Origin of the sequence: Pseudomonas triticifolii, assembly GCF_014358015.1 — a bacterium.
GTDB classification, from domain to species: Bacteria; Pseudomonadota; Gammaproteobacteria; order Pseudomonadales; family Pseudomonadaceae; genus Aquipseudomonas; species Aquipseudomonas triticifolii.
On the sequence record NZ_JACONV010000001.1, the window covers coordinates 879643 to 895982 of the forward strand.

A 16340-nucleotide genomic window follows, 5' to 3' on the forward strand; every position below is an offset into this window, starting at 1 on the left:
TGCCGGAGCGCGTCTACAACGGCTCGGCCGGAGCACGCCAGTCGGGCTGTTTAAAGGCGCGCTCGGAACCTGAAATCTTTACTGAAATTCGGTCCAGCAGTCGTTCGGCGTTGTACTTGGTCGTGGTGCTGCTGATGGCGATGAACAACAGGCCCACGACCACGGCCGAAGACGGGATTCTTCTGGGAGCATGCCCCTCAAGGCCCAGCAGAAATGCGCCAGCGGCCAGCGAGCCTACCAATGCTCCAGCGATTGCCTCGGCCAGTGGATGAATGAACGGTGCGACGCAAAACGCACTGTAGAGCCAGCCCAACGTCAACCCAAGCGTCGCACCCGCCCAGCGCAGCCGATGATTGAGCTGACGTGCCAGCAGGCTCAAGCTGACGGTGAGAATCAGACAGGTGTTCATGGCATGGCCGCTGAGCACGTAGATGCCCAGGCTTTCGATGGCCATGCCCCAGCCCTTGAACAGCACCTTGCTGAGCACGACTGTCGAATAAGCGAAGAAAATCGTCGCGCCCCACAGCAGCGCCGAGCGCTTCGACCGAGCGGTCCATAGCCATGCGCCGATCACCAGCGCGGCGGGCAGCATGACCGTGATTCCGCCATACGGTGTGATCAGGTGTGGACCCATACGCAGCCTCCTTGATGTACGTGTCTCAACGACGCATAACAGCAGAAGACCTGTGCCTGACGCCACGCAAAGTTTTCTATGCACCCGCTCTGACAGCGTCAGCTTTAAAGCGCCGTTTACCGAACGCGTTGGCACGCTCCAGTACCGGTTTCTCGAAACAACGATAGCCCACCCAGCCGTAGCACACCGTCGCCGACAGCATGAGCAAGGCGAAGAACAGGTTATCCAGATAGCTCTCGGGCCATGCGCCGACCAGACTCCAGACACGCCCGATCACTCCGATGACCAGCACGTGGGACAGATAGACCGTGTAAGACATGTCACCGACGGCCACTAGCGGCGCGGGGACGGTTATCTTCCTGCGCCGCTCTAGAAGGGCCAGCGTCAACACCAACACACCAAAGGTGCTACCCACCGTCAGCATGCGCAACACACCCTGACTGTCGTAAAGCCGATAAGTCGCAATCAGCGGAACGCCGACCAGCAAGGCTGCGAACAACAACGCCCACGTTGCAGACGTCGGCACGCGTTCGCTGTGCCGACCATAAAAGAACAACGCCAGCGCGACGCCGATAATGAACTCCAGGGAATAAGGATGCAGGATGATCTTTAACGCCGGGGCATAGTCCTGCCAGTCCTGCACGAGATTGAACGTCACGATAAGCAACGCCCATGCTCCCATCAGCCAGGGCAGATAACGTTCCTTGAACAGCAGCAACCCGCAAAACACCAGGTAGAACCACAGCTCGAACAGCAGCGACCAGGCCACCATCACCAGCAGCACCTTGTCGTTGGGCAGCAGCAGGAATGACATCAGCAGGTTGGATGAACCATGGCCGCTGTTGACCATGCCTGGCTGCACCAGATAAATCCCAAGGGTGATGAAAAAGTACAGCCAATAGGTCGGGTAGATCCGCGACACCCGGTTGAACAGAAAGCGCCGGGCCTCGACGCCGCTCTGAAACCGCCCGCGACTGACAATCACCATCACGAACCCACTGATGACGAAAAACAGGTCCACCCCGAGCTGAAAGAAATCCAGCGAGGACGGCAACAGGATGTCGCCACCGGAGAATCGCGCCTCGATCGGCATTATGTGAAACAGCACCACACCCAGAACGGCCAGGCCCCTCAATCCTTGCAGCGAGTACAACCGCTCCATGCCCCTCTCCAATCACTGACCGACGCGGCGTCGGTACTTCCAGAATTGCCTTGTGCGGGCACGGCGTACTGCTCAAGCGAACCGAGGCTCGTCAAACACCACTTTGCCCGTTGAAGAACCGCTGTTTTCTGTCGCAGCGAGTTTGCTCGCGAACGCGTCAGGTTACTCACAGATTCGTGCCTGATCGACCGCCTCACCGGTCAGCCACCTGCCGCACTCCGGTGTCGGCTGCGAGGCAGCGCGGTGTAATCCTGCCCATGCACAACGAGCATAGCCAACCGCAGCGATTATGAAACTGCTAAACCATCACCCGGGTTTTTTCTCGAGTCATGCGCTTATGGAGTAAGGTTGCGCAGCTGCAATCGCAAGGATGCGCCGATCTGGCGCAAAGGCGTCTGCATCGCGCACCAGCGCAAGGCGAAATGCTCATCGGCAGCTGACTTGATAAGGTGCCGTAATTGAAATGAACCTTCGCCAATTCCCTGTACTCGAACCATCCATACGCCACCAAACGGAGAACACCATGCCTCGCCAAACCGCACACAATGCTCAGGAAATCCTGATGGCAGACTTCCAGGTCCTGGTCGCTGACACCGAGAAACTGCTGGCGCACACCGCGACCCTCGCAGGCGATCAGGCAGATGAATTGCGTGCCCAGATCCAGGAAAGCCTGCTGCGCGCCAAAGAGACCATCAAGCAGACTGAAGACTCACTGCGCCAACGCGGTGAAGCTGCAATTATCGCCACCGAAGAGTATGTACAGACCAACCCCTGGCAGTCGGTCGGCCTTGCCGCCGGTGCCGGTTTCCTGATCGGCCTGCTGGCCTCAAGGCGTTAAGACCATGACTTTGGGAACGGAATCAGGTCCGCCCAACGCGGACCAAGGCTCTTCACCGCGGCGCCTGGGTGCCGCTTTCCTGGGCTTGCTGCACAGCCATGTCGAGTTGTTCGGCATCGAGTTGCAGGAGCAGAAAGCACGCACTGTCAGTCTGCTGTTGTTTGCAGGACTGGCGCTGGTGTTCGGTCTGTTGCTGCTGACCGGGCTTTCGGCGCTGCTGCTGATCGTGTTGTGGGATAGCTACCGGCTGGCCGGCATTGTCGGTCTGTGTACGTTCTACTTTCTGGCCGCAGTGTTTTGCGGACTTCGATTGAAAGCGGCGATTTTCGACGAGTCCTCACCGTTCCACGCGACCCTTGAAGAACTGGCCAATGACCGCGAGCGACTGCTGCCATGAGCGAACCCAAATCACATCAGGGCAACACCCGCCGCGAGCTGCGTAAGGCGCTGATCCGGCTGCGCATGGAAATGCACCGCCAGGAAATACGCCACGAATCCACCACGCTGATGCAGCCCCTGCAACGTTTCAGGGGTTTGAGAAATGACTGGAAAAGCGCACTGGGCATCCGCCACGCGCCACTGTGGGGAGTGGGTTCGGTCGCGCTGCTGGGCTTCCTGAGCGGCAAGCGGGTCAAGACCGGGCGTACCACCTTTCTCGGCAAGCTGCTCAAACTGGGCATTACCCTGACGCCGCTGATCAAAATAGCCCTGCAAAATCGCGCCCGCAAACGCTAATTCCTCCTGTTGGCTGCATTCTTGCTAACTCCTGCCGTATGAAACCAGGCCCGCTGCGGATCACCGCAGCGGGCCTGGTTCGTATATCGCTATCCCTCAACCACCTTCACCCCTCACTAAGGAAAGCCACGTGATTTCAGGGCAACCTCTTGCCTGCTTTCAGCCGTTCATAGACACCGCCACCGGCCGCATAGCGGGCGTAGAAGCCCTTGGGCGCTTGCGCGACAGCGCAGGGCAGCTGCAATCGGTCGGGCCGCTGTTCAACGACCCACACACCTCTGCCGTAGCACTGCGACGCCTCGACCGCCTGATTCGCGACCATGCGCTGAGCCGTCTGCATGAAGCCCCGCGCGACTGGTTCCTGAGCCTGAACATATCGCCTCGCTGGATCAGCCGATTGCGGCCGGGCCAGGCATTGCCGAGCCTTGCGCAACTGGCGCAGCACGGGGTTCCCGCCGAGCGGGTGGTGTTTGAGATCACCGAGCTGGGCGGCGACATCCATCGCTTGAGCGAAGTGGTTGCTCGTTATAGAGAAGCCGGCGCACGTATCGCGATCGACGACTTCGGTGCCGGGTACTCGCAACTGGACAGGGTTCTGGCGCTGCAACCGGACATTCTCAAACTCGACATGCGCCTGTTTCAGGCCGCGGCTAAAGGCGGCCCAAGCAGCGATGTGGTCAAGGCACTGGCGTTGATGGCCGAGAAAACCGGCTGTTGGATCATCGCTGAGGGTGTGGAGACCGAGGCCGAACTGCATTTCGCACTGGAATGCGGTGCGCGCTATGTTCAGGGTTATCTGTTCGCCAGAGGCGAGCTGGCGTTTTTTGCCGCTGACGCCTTTGTCGCCCGATTCGCCGAGCTGCGCGATCGTTACGTGCTGCACAAAGTCGCAGAGCGTGCACGCCTGATGAGCCTGCGCCAGAGCCTGGCAACCTTGATGGACAGCCTGCAGCGCTGGGCGCAGACGCAGGCACCGATCAGCGCCCTGCCGCAACTGCACGACTATCCCTGGCTGCTGCGTTTCTATCAGTGTGATCGGCATGGCACGCAATTGACCCCCAACCTGGAATGGCGCAACGATGCCTGGCACGCCGACGCCCGGTACCTGGGACACAATTGGTCGTGGCGTCCCTACTTCTATCACCTGCTTGCCGAGGGCTGGCACGAACGTCGGCTGACCCTGTCCAACACCTACCGCGACGCGACCAGCAACCAGTACTGCCTGACAGCAGGCCAGTTCTTTGACGACGGCAATCGCCTGCTTCTGATCGATATCGACGCCGCCGGGATGTGAAGGCCTTGCGGCGCGAGCGTCGAACCGGGAAGCTAGCCCCATACGACTGACGGAGTGAACGCCTTGGATTGGCAAACCCTGCTTAACCGCGAACGACTCGGCAAGACCCTGCACAGCCCTGAAGAGCTGGGACGCAGTCCTTTCCACAAGGACCATGACCGCATCATCTTTTCGGGTGCCTTCCGCCGTCTGGGACGCAAGACCCAGGTTCATCCTGTCACCAGCAACGACCATATCCATACGCGCCTGACCCACTCGCTGGAAGTCAGTTGCGTCGGGCGCTCGCTGGGTATGCGGGTCGGTGAAACCCTGCGCAGCGCCCTGCCCGACTGGTGCGACCCCAGCGATCTGGGCATGGTGATTCAGTCGGCGTGCCTGGCGCATGACATCGGTAACCCGCCGTTTGGCCATTCGGGCGAAGACGCCATTCGCAACTGGTTCAATCACGCGGCCGGACGCGGCTGGCTGGATGCAATGAGCGAAGTCGAACGTAACGACTTCCTGAATTTCGAAGGCAACGCCCAAGGCTTTCGCGTGTTGACGCAACTGGAATACCACCAGTTCGACGGCGGCACCCGCCTGACCTATGCGACGCTGGGCACTTACCTGAAATACCCGTGGACAGCCCGCCACGCGGACTCGCTGGGCTACAAGAAACACAAATTCGGTTGCTATCAAAGCGAGCTGCCGATCCTGGAGCAGATCGCAGCCAAACTTGGCCTGCCGCAGCTTGAGGAACAACGCTGGGCGCGGCATCCGCTGGTATACCTGATGGAGGCAGCCGACGACATCTGCTACGCCCTCATCGACCTTGAAGACGGTCTGGAGATGGACCTACTGGATTACGCAGAAGTCGAATCCCTGCTGCTCGGCCTGGTGGGCGATGACCTGCCGGAGACCTATCGACAGCTCGGTCCCGAGGGTTCGCGGCGACGTAAACTGGCCATCCTGCGTGGCAAGGCCATCGAGCACCTGACCGATGCGGCCGCCAGCGCCTTCGTCGAGCAACAGGACGCCCTGCTCGCAGGCACGCTGCATGGCGATCTGGTGGAACACATGCACGGTCCGGCAAAACGTTGCGTGCTGGACGCCAAGGACATGGCGCGCAAAAAGATTTTCCAGGACAAGCGCAAGACCCTGCATGAGATCGGCGCGTACACCACGCTGGAAATCCTGCTCAACGCCTTTTGCGGTGCGGCGGTGGAGCAGTACGGTGGACGCACACCGTCTTTCAAGCATCGACGCATTCTCGACCTGCTGGGCAGCAGTGCGCCCGATCCCAAAGCCTCCTTGCACGCATCGTTCCTGCGCATGATCGATTTCATCGCTGGCATGACCGACAGTTATGCCACAGAGATGGCCCGGGAAATGACCGGCCGCTCAGGGCAAATCTGAGCGCAGCACACTGTGTGTGCTCAGGCATTAGATGGAGGGCACGGCATCAAGGACAGGCAAGAAGTGCTCATTTGAACCCTTGGGGTCGCTCGCGGCCCCAACGGTTTTTCTTCGGCTTTTAACTCATCTTGCCTTCGCTCACGACAGGCCTTACAAGCTGTTAGGGTGAGTCCTACATGCTTATAGGACGAATCCTATCGCAGCCTTTCCGGCTACCCCCCAATAATCCCGCCACTTCAATGGCCGAACCGGTGAGGTGCCCAACTGTCTGCGCCACTGGAGGCCGCAGGCAGGTATCGCCCCGGCTCGCTTCTTCCCTGCTTCGTCAGCACTCAGCCGGAAAACTCATGTTCAAGCACAATCTGCGAATCCTGTTGGTGGAGGATCATCCTTTTCAGCTGATCGCCACGCAAATCCTGCTCAACAACCAAGGCTACTTTCTGCTTACCCCGGTGCTCACGGCTGGCGAAGCCATGGCGGCCATGGAACGAAGCCCGCAACCTTACGACCTCATCCTGTGTGATCAGGGCCTGCCGGATCAGCCCGGCCTGGATCTGATCAGCGAAGCGTTCAGAAGAGGTCTGGCACGTCAGGCCATTGTTCTGAGTGGCTTGCCCGCTCCGCAACTGCTGGATCTGGAGTCACTGGCAAGCGAGCAAGGTGTGCCGTTGCTGGGCTGCCTGAGCAAACCACTGCATGGGCCGGATCTTGTACGCCTGCTGGCCGAACCGCCTCTGACGCCCTGACACGGCCTGCAGCTATCGACGATCCGACGTGCGAAGTGCAATGTCGGCCGGGGACATGCCTGCGCCGGATAACCGACAGTACCTCGGGAAATCGGCGACAACCATGAAGGCTAATTCCCAAACGCAATAAACAGGGGTGTAACACTTAAACTAATCATCACACTGAAGCGCGACATGCTTTTAAACAAAGCGCAATAAAAGTAGGCATTTACGTACTCCGATACTCTAAATACTGTAGGAACTTTCCTATATATGCCTGCCGACCAAGTCTCTTCATGTGCCTGCCCGAACATCTGAGCTAAGGTGCGCGCTTTCTTCGCTGCTTGTATGGATTGAAATATGAACTCAGTTTTTATCATCGACGACCACCCTGTTGTTCGACTGGCTGTGAGAATGCTACTCGAGAACGAGAACTACGAGGTCGTTGGCGAGACCGATAATGGTGTGGATGCCATGCAGATGGTCCGCGAATGCATGCCGGACCTGATCATTCTCGACATCAGCATTCCCAAGCTCGATGGCCTGGAAGTACTGGCCCGCTTCAACACCATGGGCCTGCCCTCCAAAATCCTGGTGCTGACTTCCCAGACCCCCAAACTGTTCGCCATCCGCTGCATGCAGTCAGGTGCTGCCGGCTACGTGTGCAAGCAGGAAGATCTCAGCGAATTGCTGAGTTCGGTGAAAGCGGTATTATCCGGCTACAATTACTTCCCCAGCCAGGCACTGGCGCCCGCTGTTCGTGAAGATGGGCATCCCAGCGAAATCGAACTGTTCAAGTTGGTCAACGATCGCGAATTGATGGTGTTGCAACTGTTTGCGCAGGGCCGTTCCAACAAGGAAATAGCCAAAGGCATGTTCCTCAGCAACAAGACGGTCAGCACATACAAAACGCGACTGATGCAGAAACTGAAAACAAAGACCTTGGTAGAACTTATCGAGATGGCAAAACGCAACGCGCTAGTGTGAGAGACCGGATGTCCAAGCGCTTCAAGCATTTCCTGATACTGGCCACCAGCCTGTTCCTGGGCTGGGGCATGCAAGCCCGCCTCGAGGCCGCCGACAGCTACACCCTGCTCGGCCGTTCAAGCCCGGCTCACATGGACGTGAAGCTGGAAAGCCCGCAGTGGCAATGGGTGCGCAGCAAGCGCGAGCTGATCCTCGGCACCTCGGCACCCGACTACCCTCCCTTCGACATCACTGTCTCTGGCAACGACTACGAAGGCATTACGGCAGATTACGCGGGCATCATTTCCCGAGTACTGGACCTGCCCGTCCGGATCCAGCGGTTCGACACACGGGACGCGGCAATGAGAGCCCTGATCGACGGTCAGATCGATCTGCTGGGCACGGCCAATGGATTCGAGGCCAAAGACCGTGACATCCTTCTGTCGCAACCCTATTCGGTGGATCAACCGGTACTGGTCACACGCATAGGGGAAAAGCGGCCTCTGACTGATGGGCTGCTGGGCATGCGTCTGAGCATGGTCTATCACTACCTGCCCCTGTCCGACGTCAAGGCGACCTACCCGAACGCTACCCTGCGTACCTATCCGTCCTTTCAAAGCGCGATAAACGCTGTTGCCTTCAATCAGGCAGACGTATTTCTGGGCGATACCATCTCGACCCAGTACGTGATCAACAAGGGTTATCTGAACAATGTACGGATGGCCAACTTTGGCAAGCATGAGGCCGATGGCTTCAGTTTCGCCGTCCGGCAGGAAAACACACTATTGCTGGGCATCATCAACCAGACACTCAAGGCCATACCTGTCGAAGAGCGCATCGACATTTCCAAGCGCTGGAGCGCGGGCAGCGACCTGCTGCTCACTGACCAGAAGCTGCAACTGACCCAGCGAGAGGAACGCTGGATTGCCCAGCATCCGACGGTGCGCGTCCTCGTCAACGAGGTCTATGCACCCCTGACATTCTTCGATACCTCGGGCAACTTCCGTGGCATCACGGCAGAGGTACTTGAGCAGATACGCTTGCGGACCGGGCTGAGGTTCGAAATTCAGCGCGCGGCAAGTCTGGGCGACATGATGAATCAGGTCAGTCAGGGTCAGGCAGACATGATCGGTGCACTGGATTCCAGCGACGAACGCGAGGACCAGCTGACGTTCAGCCGCCCCTATATCGACACCTCTTTCGTCCTCGTAACGCGCAAGGATACCGGCTCGCCGATCCATCTGGAGCAACTGAAAGGCAAGCGACTGTCGGTCACCCGAGGCAGCTCACTTTTGAACTGGCTACGCCGTGAGCACCCTGAAATCGTGGCGGTTGAAGTCGACAATCCGTTCCAGGCGCTGGACATGCTGGCACTTGGCAGAACCGAAGGCACCGTCACCTCGCTGCTCAGCGCCAACTACTTTCTGTCATCGGGCATTTTCGGCGATCGATTGCAGATCACCGCCACAGCCGGCGAGGATCCGGCGTTGATTTCCATGGCCACCTCCCGCAACGCCACTGAACTGAGTTCGATCCTCGACAAGGCGCTGGCCAGTATCGCGCCCCAAGAAATGGCCGTGATCAACAATCGCTGGCGCTCCTACTCACCTGCCGGTGCCAACTGGCACGACTACCAGCGACTGATCTACCAGATTCTGACCGGAGCCGGACTCCTGCTGATCGGCCTGCTGGCATGGAACGCCTACATGCGTCGCCAGATCAAGCAGCGCGAGGCAGCGGAACGAGCGCTTGGCGATCAGTTCGAGTTCATGCGGGCACTGGTCGATGGCACGCCTCACCCCATTTACGTGCGTGACCGGGAAGGCCTGCTGCGCATGTGCAACGACAGCTACCTGACAGCGTTCACGGCGCAACGCGAGGACATTATTGGCAAGAGCGCCACCGAGGGTATTTTCAGCAACACATTCGAAGCAAAGGAATACGCCGCCGACTACCAGCGCGTGATGGACAGCAACACCGCGATGGTTCTGGATCGCACGTTGCATATCGGCGATCGGGAGCTGACCATCTATCACTGGATTTTGCCCTTCCGTGACACGCTGGGTGAAGTGCAAGGCATCATTGGCGGCTGGATCGACATCAGCGAGCGCCGCCAGCTCATCGAGGATCTGCAGACAGCCAAGGAACAGGCCGATGCCGCCAGCCGCGCCAAGAGCACGTTCCTGACCACCATGAGCCACGAGATCCGCACCCCCATGAATGCGGTCATCGGCATGCTTGAACTGGCGCTCAAGCGCGCCGATCAGGGTGAACTGGACCGATCGGCGATCGAAGTCGCCTACGGGTCGGCAAAGGAACTGCTGGACCTGATCGGCGATATTCTCGACATCGCCCGCATCGAATCCGGTCGATTGGCGCTAAACCCGGAACGCGCCAATCTCAGGCAACTGGTGGAATCGGTCGTGAGGGTCTTCGAGGGGTTGGCACGACAGAAAAATCTGGTCCTGGCGCTTGAACTGGACAGCCGGATCAATACCGACGTACTGCTTGACCCGTTACGCTTCAAGCAGATCCTCTCGAATCTGGTCAGCAATGCCATCAAATTTACCCAGCGAGGTGAAGTCAGGGTCGTGCTGCAAGCCAGCGAGATCCCCGACTCCAGCCAGCTAAAGCTCCATGTCACCGTGCAGGACAGCGGCATCGGCATCAGCGCCGAAGACCAGCGCAGGCTATTCGAGCCCTTTGCCCAGGTCGACAACAACGGCCAGATGGCCCGTACCGGTGCAGGCCTGGGGCTGGTCATCTGTCGCAGCCTGTGCGAGATGATGGGTGGCACCCTGACGCTGACCAGCGAACCGGGAAACGGCACGCAGATCAACATGCACCTGCTGCTCACTCCGCTGGACCCGGCCCTCAACCTTCCTGTACAGCGTGATCCGCCGCCAGCAGCGGCCCACGTTCTGCACATCCTGATCGTCGATGACCACCCGGCCAATCGGTTGCTGCTCTGCGAGCAACTGGGTTTTCTGGGGCATCGCTGCGAGGTCGCCGAGAACGGTGCACAAGGACTGGAGCGCTGGATGGGCAACCACTTCGATCTGGTGGTCGCCGATTGCAATATGCCGGTCATGAACGGTTACGATCTGACCCGTGGCATACGCGCTCATGAACAATCCCTCACGCTTGAGCCATGCCCGGTCTGGGGTTTCACGGCCAACGCTCAGCCTGAAGAAATCCACCGGTGCCTGGACGCGGGAATGAACGATTGCCTGTTCAAACCCATCAGCCTGGCGCTGCTCAGCGAAAAACTGGCTCATCTGGAGCCGGTTGTACATACAGCACCCGCCTTTAACCTGAGCAGCGTCCACAGCCTGACGGGCGAGCGTCCCGAGATGGTCAAGCGCCTGCTTGCCCAACTCCTTCAGAGCAACCGGGAGGATCGACAATTGCTCACTACCCTCATGCTTGAAGGCCATCGTGACGATGTTCGTGAAATGGCCCACCGCATAAAGGGTGCCGCCCGCATCATCAGCGCCGCTCAGGTAGTCAAGGCCTGCGACGCGCTTGAGGCGGCCTGTGAGCCAGACGCAACTGACGCCCAGCTGCAAGCTGCCCACGAGGTGGTCAATACGACCATGATCGAACTTGAACGGGCACTGGTCGCCCAACAAAGCAAGGCCGAAACACCCGGGCATACCGCGCCTTGACGCTGGATCTGCCAGTCCAGCTACACCTGCATCACAGTCGCCTGCAGGTAACAAAATGCAGGTCGCTGTGCACTCATTCGGGCATCACCCCCTTGAAACTGGTAAAGTGCGCCGCGTAATTACTCAAGAGGAATGTTTCATGGCCACTAACCGCTCCCGCCGTCTGCGCAAAAAACTGTGTGTGGACGAGTTCCAGGAATTGGGGTTCGAACTTAACCTGGGCTTCAAGGAAGATCTGGCTGACGAGGCAATCGATGCATTCCTCGACGCGTTCCTGACTGAAGCGATGGACGCAAACGGGCTCGACTACGTCGGTGGCGATGACTACGGTCTGGTCTGCCTGGCCAAGCGTGGTTCGGTCACTGAAGAGCAGCGCCACATCGTTGAAGCCTGGCTCAAAGGCCGCGACGAAGTGAACAGCGTAGAAGTCAGCCCGTTGCTTGACGCCTGGTACCCAGAAAAGCCGATCAATCAGGCTGCCTGATACCTTCGAAGCGCACTGATGTTCGGTAGGGCCATCCTCTGTGATGGCCCTATTTTTTTGCGCCACGCCTGCCTTAAATCCTGTCGATGCCTGCCCCAAGACGCGCATCACCTGAAGATGGCCTGTCAGAAGCTTGAAAAAATAGCGTTTTCCTGACGCCTGCCCCATCACATGCCGACCCTGCTTGGGGCATAATGCCGCACGCCTGGGCGCAGGTGGCAGCAGAGCAACGCCCCCCCTGCGCACCCTTTGCGTTTTCGCACGTTCATTTTTGCGTGTTCGACTATTCGTTTTCGCCGTTCGTTGTATTCATTTTTTCACGGGTTTTGATTTTTCAACGGTTTTGAATTTTCACTATAGTTACGCCACGGCAGTGACCCGAACCGTTCAAGTTACCCAATAGTCAGCGACTGGTTACCGAGGGCATTCATCCACGCCCTCATTTTTGTTTCCCCTTATGCAGTAGGGTTTTATTCATGATCAAGCCGTTTCGCTCTCTTCTGATCGCTACTTTGCTCGTTCCCATGGCCTTTACCGTCAATGCGGCCGTCATCAACACCACACTGTCCCCCAAGGTTCAACAGGCCCTCAAGGCCAGCAAACTCGGCGATGACGCACTGTCGCTGGTCATGCTGCCGCTCAATGGTCCCGGCACGCCGACTGTGTTCAATGCTGACGTATCGGTGAACCCGGCCTCCACCATGAAGCTGATTACCACCTACGCGGCACTGGAAATCCTCGGCCCTACCCACCAGTGGAAAACCGAATTCTTCACCGACGGCACCCTGAGCAACGGCGTGCTGCGCGGCAACCTGTACCTCAAGGGCGGCGGTGACCCAAAGCTGAACATGGAAAAGCTCTGGCTGCTGATGCGCGACCTGCGTGCCAATGGCGTGCAGCAGGTCACCGGCGATCTGGTGCTGGATCGCAGTCATTTCGTACAACCGCAATTGCCGGTGTTCAACGATGACGGCAACGACGACAACAAGCCGTTTCTGGTCAAACCGGACTCGCTGATGGTCAACCTCAAGGCCCTGCGCTTTATTACCCGCAACGATGACGGCCGCATCCTGGTGTCGGTCGAACCGCCCATCGCCACGATTCAGGTCGACAATCAGGTCAAGGCTGTCGCGTCCAGGCAGTGTACGGGCGATGTGCGCTACAACCCGGTGACCCAGCCTGACGGCAGCGTCAAGGTGACGGTGACCGGTCAACTGGGCAATGGCTGCAACTCCCAGACTTACCTGTCGCTATTGGACCACCCGACCTACGCAGCAGGTGCCGTACGCGCGATCTGGCAGGAGCTGGGCGGCACCATTCAGGGCAAGGACCGTGTCGATGTCGTGCCGGGCAACGCCAAGCTGCTGGCCAAGGCGTTTTCTCCGGACCTTGTGGAAGTCATTCGCGACATCAACAAGTACAGCAACAACACCATGGCGCAGCAGCTGTTTCTCAGCCTGGGTGAAGAATTTCGCAGTGACGCAGACGGCGATGACGCCAAGGCCGCGCAGCGGGTGATTCGCGGCTGGCTGGCGAAAAAAGGCATCACAGCGCCACATCTGGTGATGGAGAACGGCTCAGGTCTGTCCCGCGCCGAACGCGTCAGCGCGCGTGAAATGGCCGTGATTCTACAAGCGGCGTGGCGCAGCCCATACGCCGCCGAGTTCATGAGCTCGATGCCATTAGCGGGTCTGGACGGCACCATGCGCAAACGCCTGAAACGCACTCCGTTGCTGGGTGAGGCGCACATCAAGACCGGCACACTCAATACTGTACGTGCCATTGCAGGCTTCAGCCGCGACAGTAACGGCAATACTTGGGCTGTCGTGGCAATTCTCAACGATCCACGCCCGTTCGGTGCATCCTCGGTGCTCGACGAGGTACTGGTCGACCTCTACCGTCAGCCCAAGCTGGGCAATACCACGGTGTCGATCCAGCAGCCCTGACACCACCTGACCCGCGCTGTACGTAACGTCGGCGAGTGCAGCCACTTTACGTACAAAGCCTGCGACAAAGCGCAGCGGCCTGACTCCGATCAGGCCTGCTCTGGCTCTACCTTGTCACGGCCCGACTGCTTGGCCGCGTAAACGCCCGAATCGGCGCGCTGCAGCATCGCGTCTATCCCTTCGCCTTCGCGCCAACTGGCAATTCCGAAGCTCGCAGTCACACGGCCCACGCCCTCGATATCAGCACAACCCAACTCGTCTCGCAGGCTCAGGGCCAACTGATAGGCGTGGCTGCCTTGTGTTCCAGGGCACAGCACCATGAACTCTTCGCCGCCCAACCTGCAAAAAACGTCATCGGTGCGCAGGCGCTGAGTGATTCGCTGCGAGACCGCCTTGAGCACCAGATCCCCCATACCATGCCCGAATCGGTCATTGATGCGTTTGAAATGGTCGATATCGAGCATGATGATCGACAGGTCCCCACCTTTCCTGTCGATACGCTTGAGCTCGGCCTGCAACCGATCCTGAAAATAACGCCGATTGAAGGCTCCCGTTAGTACATCGGTCACAGACAGTGCACGCAGCTCCTGCTCGACTCGCTTGAGGTCTGAGATGTCGGACACGAACCCGTGCCACAACACAGCACCGCCCTCCAACTGTTCAGGCGTTGAGGCAGCGCGCAGCCAGCGCAAGCCTTTCTTGGGCAACTGCACGCGATACTCTTCGCTCCAGGGTGTCAGTTGTTGGGCGCTGGGAACGATCGACCCCCTGATCCTGAGCAGATCCGTCGGGTGAATACGGCGCAGCAGGATTTCAGCATCGACCAATAGCTGCGCCTCATCCAGCTCAAACAACTCGCACATGCCAGCGCTGACGTACCTGAAACGCGATTGGCCATCGGCATCGAGCTGGAACTGATAGATACCGCCCGGAACCTGCGAACTCAGCTTCTTCAGCAGCTGTCCCTGGGCCTCCAGTGCGTCGTGCACCCGTCGATGCTCGGTCATGTCCGTACACACGGCCAGGCAGCCGGTCCAATGCCCCTGATCATCACGCATGGCAGTGACCAGCATGCTGACCACCAGCGTCGTCCCGTCACGTCGTCGAAAGATCAGCTCGCGTGCCGAATGGCTTCCGTCCTGCGAGGCCGCCGTCAGCATGTCCTGCAAGAGCACAGTGTCGCCGTCGCCACTGGCGGCGGTTGACGCTGGCTGCTGAAAGTCCTTGAGCATGAACCGGCCCAGCACCTCTTTATCCGAATAACCGAGCATTCTCTGAGCGCCCACGTTGAACGTGCTGATGACGCCATTCAGGTCGGTGGCAATGATCGCCACCTCGGTCGCGGCATCCAACACGTTGCGCAACTGGCCATTGGCGACCCGCAGTTGCTGCTCGCTCGCACGCAGCTCACGCGTGCGCAGATCCACCCGCAGAAGCGCTCGCTGACGCTGGCCAATGAGGCTGTAGAGCAGTGCACTGAGCATCAGGCTCAGCAAGCCACCGAGCAAGATGATGTTGTCAGTGGTCATCCGGTTGTTTTTCTGGAACAGTTTGGAGGGCCGGACTTCCAGCAGATAATCCCGATCACCAAAGCTCAGCACGGTACTCTGATAAAGGCCATCGGCAATGCCGACAACAGACGACTGGTAAACCTGTTCAGGTGTCGGCTGTACGCTCAGGTCAGTAAGCGTGATTGCCAGATTGTCCCGTTCAGTGGGTCCGACACTCATCAACTGGGCAAGGCTGATGACCGCTGTAAGCATGCCTCGGAGTGCGGGTGGTTGATCGGGTAAAGGACTGGCGGAAAACACAGGGGCGACCAACAGCACGCCCAGACTGTCCGTAGGATCGAGTGCCAGCAGTTTGATGCGTGGCGTCGCAACGACGTGGTTGAGCTGTCGCGCCCGGTCCACCGCAAGACGTCGTATCGGCTCAGAATAAATATCGAAACCCAACGGCGGCGGGATCTTGCTCAGCGAATCGATATACAGGACCGGAAAGTATTCGGCACGCTCGCCTGCGGGGGTCAACAGGCCATTCTCATCAAGCTCACGGATGGAAAACTCAGGCAATCCCCGGCTGCGCATCGACTGCTCGAACCCGGCCCGCTCGGCCTGAGTCACCCTTGGGTTCCAGGCATACGCCTGAGTGCCCACCAACAGTGGTGCAACGAAGCCGTCGTATTCGGCTTTATCGACCTGCTCTGAGAAAAGAAAGAAGCGGCGGACGGTGTCCAGCCTGCTGACCTGACGGTCAAGACGCTCCTGAATACGGCTGAAGCGCTCGGAGGCCAGGATGTCGAAACGCTGCCGCAACTGGTATTGGTAATGGTCATGGTCAGCCAGCGCCAGCATGAGCGTCAGCGCGGCACCGACCACAAACGTCAGGACCGCAACCAGCCACGCTGAAACCTGCTCGCTGATGAAGCCCAGCACCCTGAGCCTGAACCTTTTCGCCACCATAGACACAACTCATGACGCCAACAGGGTGTTG

13 protein-coding genes are annotated in these 16340 nt (G+C 58.9%); 10 read left to right on the top strand and 3 right to left on the bottom strand.

The window, feature by feature from the left end; translation table 11 throughout:
• Nucleotides 1-13 precede the first annotated feature (13 nt).
• The gene (locus tag H8S56_RS03825; RefSeq protein WP_187517909.1) at nt 14-634 is read right to left on the bottom strand and encodes a hypothetical protein; all 621 of its coding nucleotides are present in this window, start codon (nt 632-634) and stop codon (nt 14-16) included.
• Between the two features lie 76 nt (nt 635-710).
• Nucleotides 711-1796 (bottom strand): acyltransferase family protein, encoded by a 1086-nt coding sequence (locus H8S56_RS03830; protein ID WP_187517910.1) that lies wholly within the window; start codon nt 1794-1796, stop codon nt 711-713.
• A gap of 523 nt (nt 1797-2319) precedes the next feature.
• On the opposite strand from H8S56_RS03830, the gene H8S56_RS03835 reads away from it, so the two are divergent.
• From H8S56_RS03835 to dacB, 10 genes are all read left to right on the top strand, one after another.
• Nucleotides 2320-2634, top strand: a complete 315-nt coding sequence (locus H8S56_RS03835; protein ID WP_024688002.1) for a DUF883 family protein — start codon at nt 2320-2322, stop codon at nt 2632-2634.
• Nucleotides 2635-2638: 4 nt separating this feature from the next.
• Nucleotides 2639-3031 carry a phage holin family protein gene (locus tag H8S56_RS03840; protein ID WP_024688003.1) on the top strand — a complete coding sequence of 131 codons (393 nt, stop codon included), beginning with the start codon at nt 2639-2641 and terminating at the stop codon, nt 3029-3031.
• The gene (locus H8S56_RS03845; protein ID WP_024688004.1) at nt 3028-3369 is read left to right on the top strand and encodes a hypothetical protein; all 342 of its coding nucleotides are present in this window, start codon (nt 3028-3030) and stop codon (nt 3367-3369) included. The genes H8S56_RS03840 and H8S56_RS03845 overlap by 4 nt, the downstream gene beginning before the upstream one ends.
• Before the next feature lie 130 nt (nt 3370-3499).
• Nucleotides 3500-4663 (top strand): EAL domain-containing protein, encoded by a 1164-nt coding sequence (locus H8S56_RS03850; RefSeq protein WP_024686527.1) that lies wholly within the window; start codon nt 3500-3502, stop codon nt 4661-4663.
• Between the two features lie 63 nt (nt 4664-4726).
• The gene (locus tag H8S56_RS03855; protein WP_024686528.1) at nt 4727-6058 is read left to right on the top strand and encodes a deoxyguanosinetriphosphate triphosphohydrolase; all 1332 of its coding nucleotides are present in this window, start codon (nt 4727-4729) and stop codon (nt 6056-6058) included.
• Between the two features lie 347 nt (nt 6059-6405).
• Nucleotides 6406-6804 carry a response regulator gene (locus tag H8S56_RS03860; protein ID WP_187517911.1) on the top strand — a complete coding sequence of 133 codons (399 nt, stop codon included), beginning with the start codon at nt 6406-6408 and terminating at the stop codon, nt 6802-6804.
• Between the two features lie 339 nt (nt 6805-7143).
• Complete coding sequence (locus H8S56_RS03865) at nt 7144-7770, top strand: response regulator transcription factor (RefSeq protein WP_024686530.1); 627 nt, start codon at nt 7144-7146, stop codon at nt 7768-7770.
• Between the two features lie 8 nt (nt 7771-7778).
• Nucleotides 7779-11417 carry a transporter substrate-binding domain-containing protein gene (locus H8S56_RS03870; RefSeq protein ID WP_187517912.1) on the top strand — a complete coding sequence of 1213 codons (3639 nt, stop codon included), beginning with the start codon at nt 7779-7781 and terminating at the stop codon, nt 11415-11417.
• A gap of 139 nt (nt 11418-11556) precedes the next feature.
• Nucleotides 11557-11901: a YggL family protein gene (locus H8S56_RS03875; protein WP_024686568.1), complete on the top strand. Its 345-nt coding sequence runs from the start codon at nt 11557-11559 to the stop codon at nt 11899-11901.
• A 476-nt stretch (nt 11902-12377) separates the two neighbouring features.
• Nucleotides 12378-13847 carry a D-alanyl-D-alanine carboxypeptidase/D-alanyl-D-alanine endopeptidase gene (dacB, locus tag H8S56_RS03880; RefSeq protein WP_024686569.1) on the top strand — a complete coding sequence of 490 codons (1470 nt, stop codon included), beginning with the start codon at nt 12378-12380 and terminating at the stop codon, nt 13845-13847.
• A gap of 89 nt (nt 13848-13936) precedes the next feature.
• Here dacB and H8S56_RS03885 read toward each other — a convergent pair whose 3' ends face one another.
• Nucleotides 13937-16309: a sensor domain-containing diguanylate cyclase gene (locus tag H8S56_RS03885; protein ID WP_187517913.1), complete on the bottom strand. Its 2373-nt coding sequence runs from the start codon at nt 16307-16309 to the stop codon at nt 13937-13939.
• Nucleotides 16310-16340 lie beyond the last annotated feature (31 nt).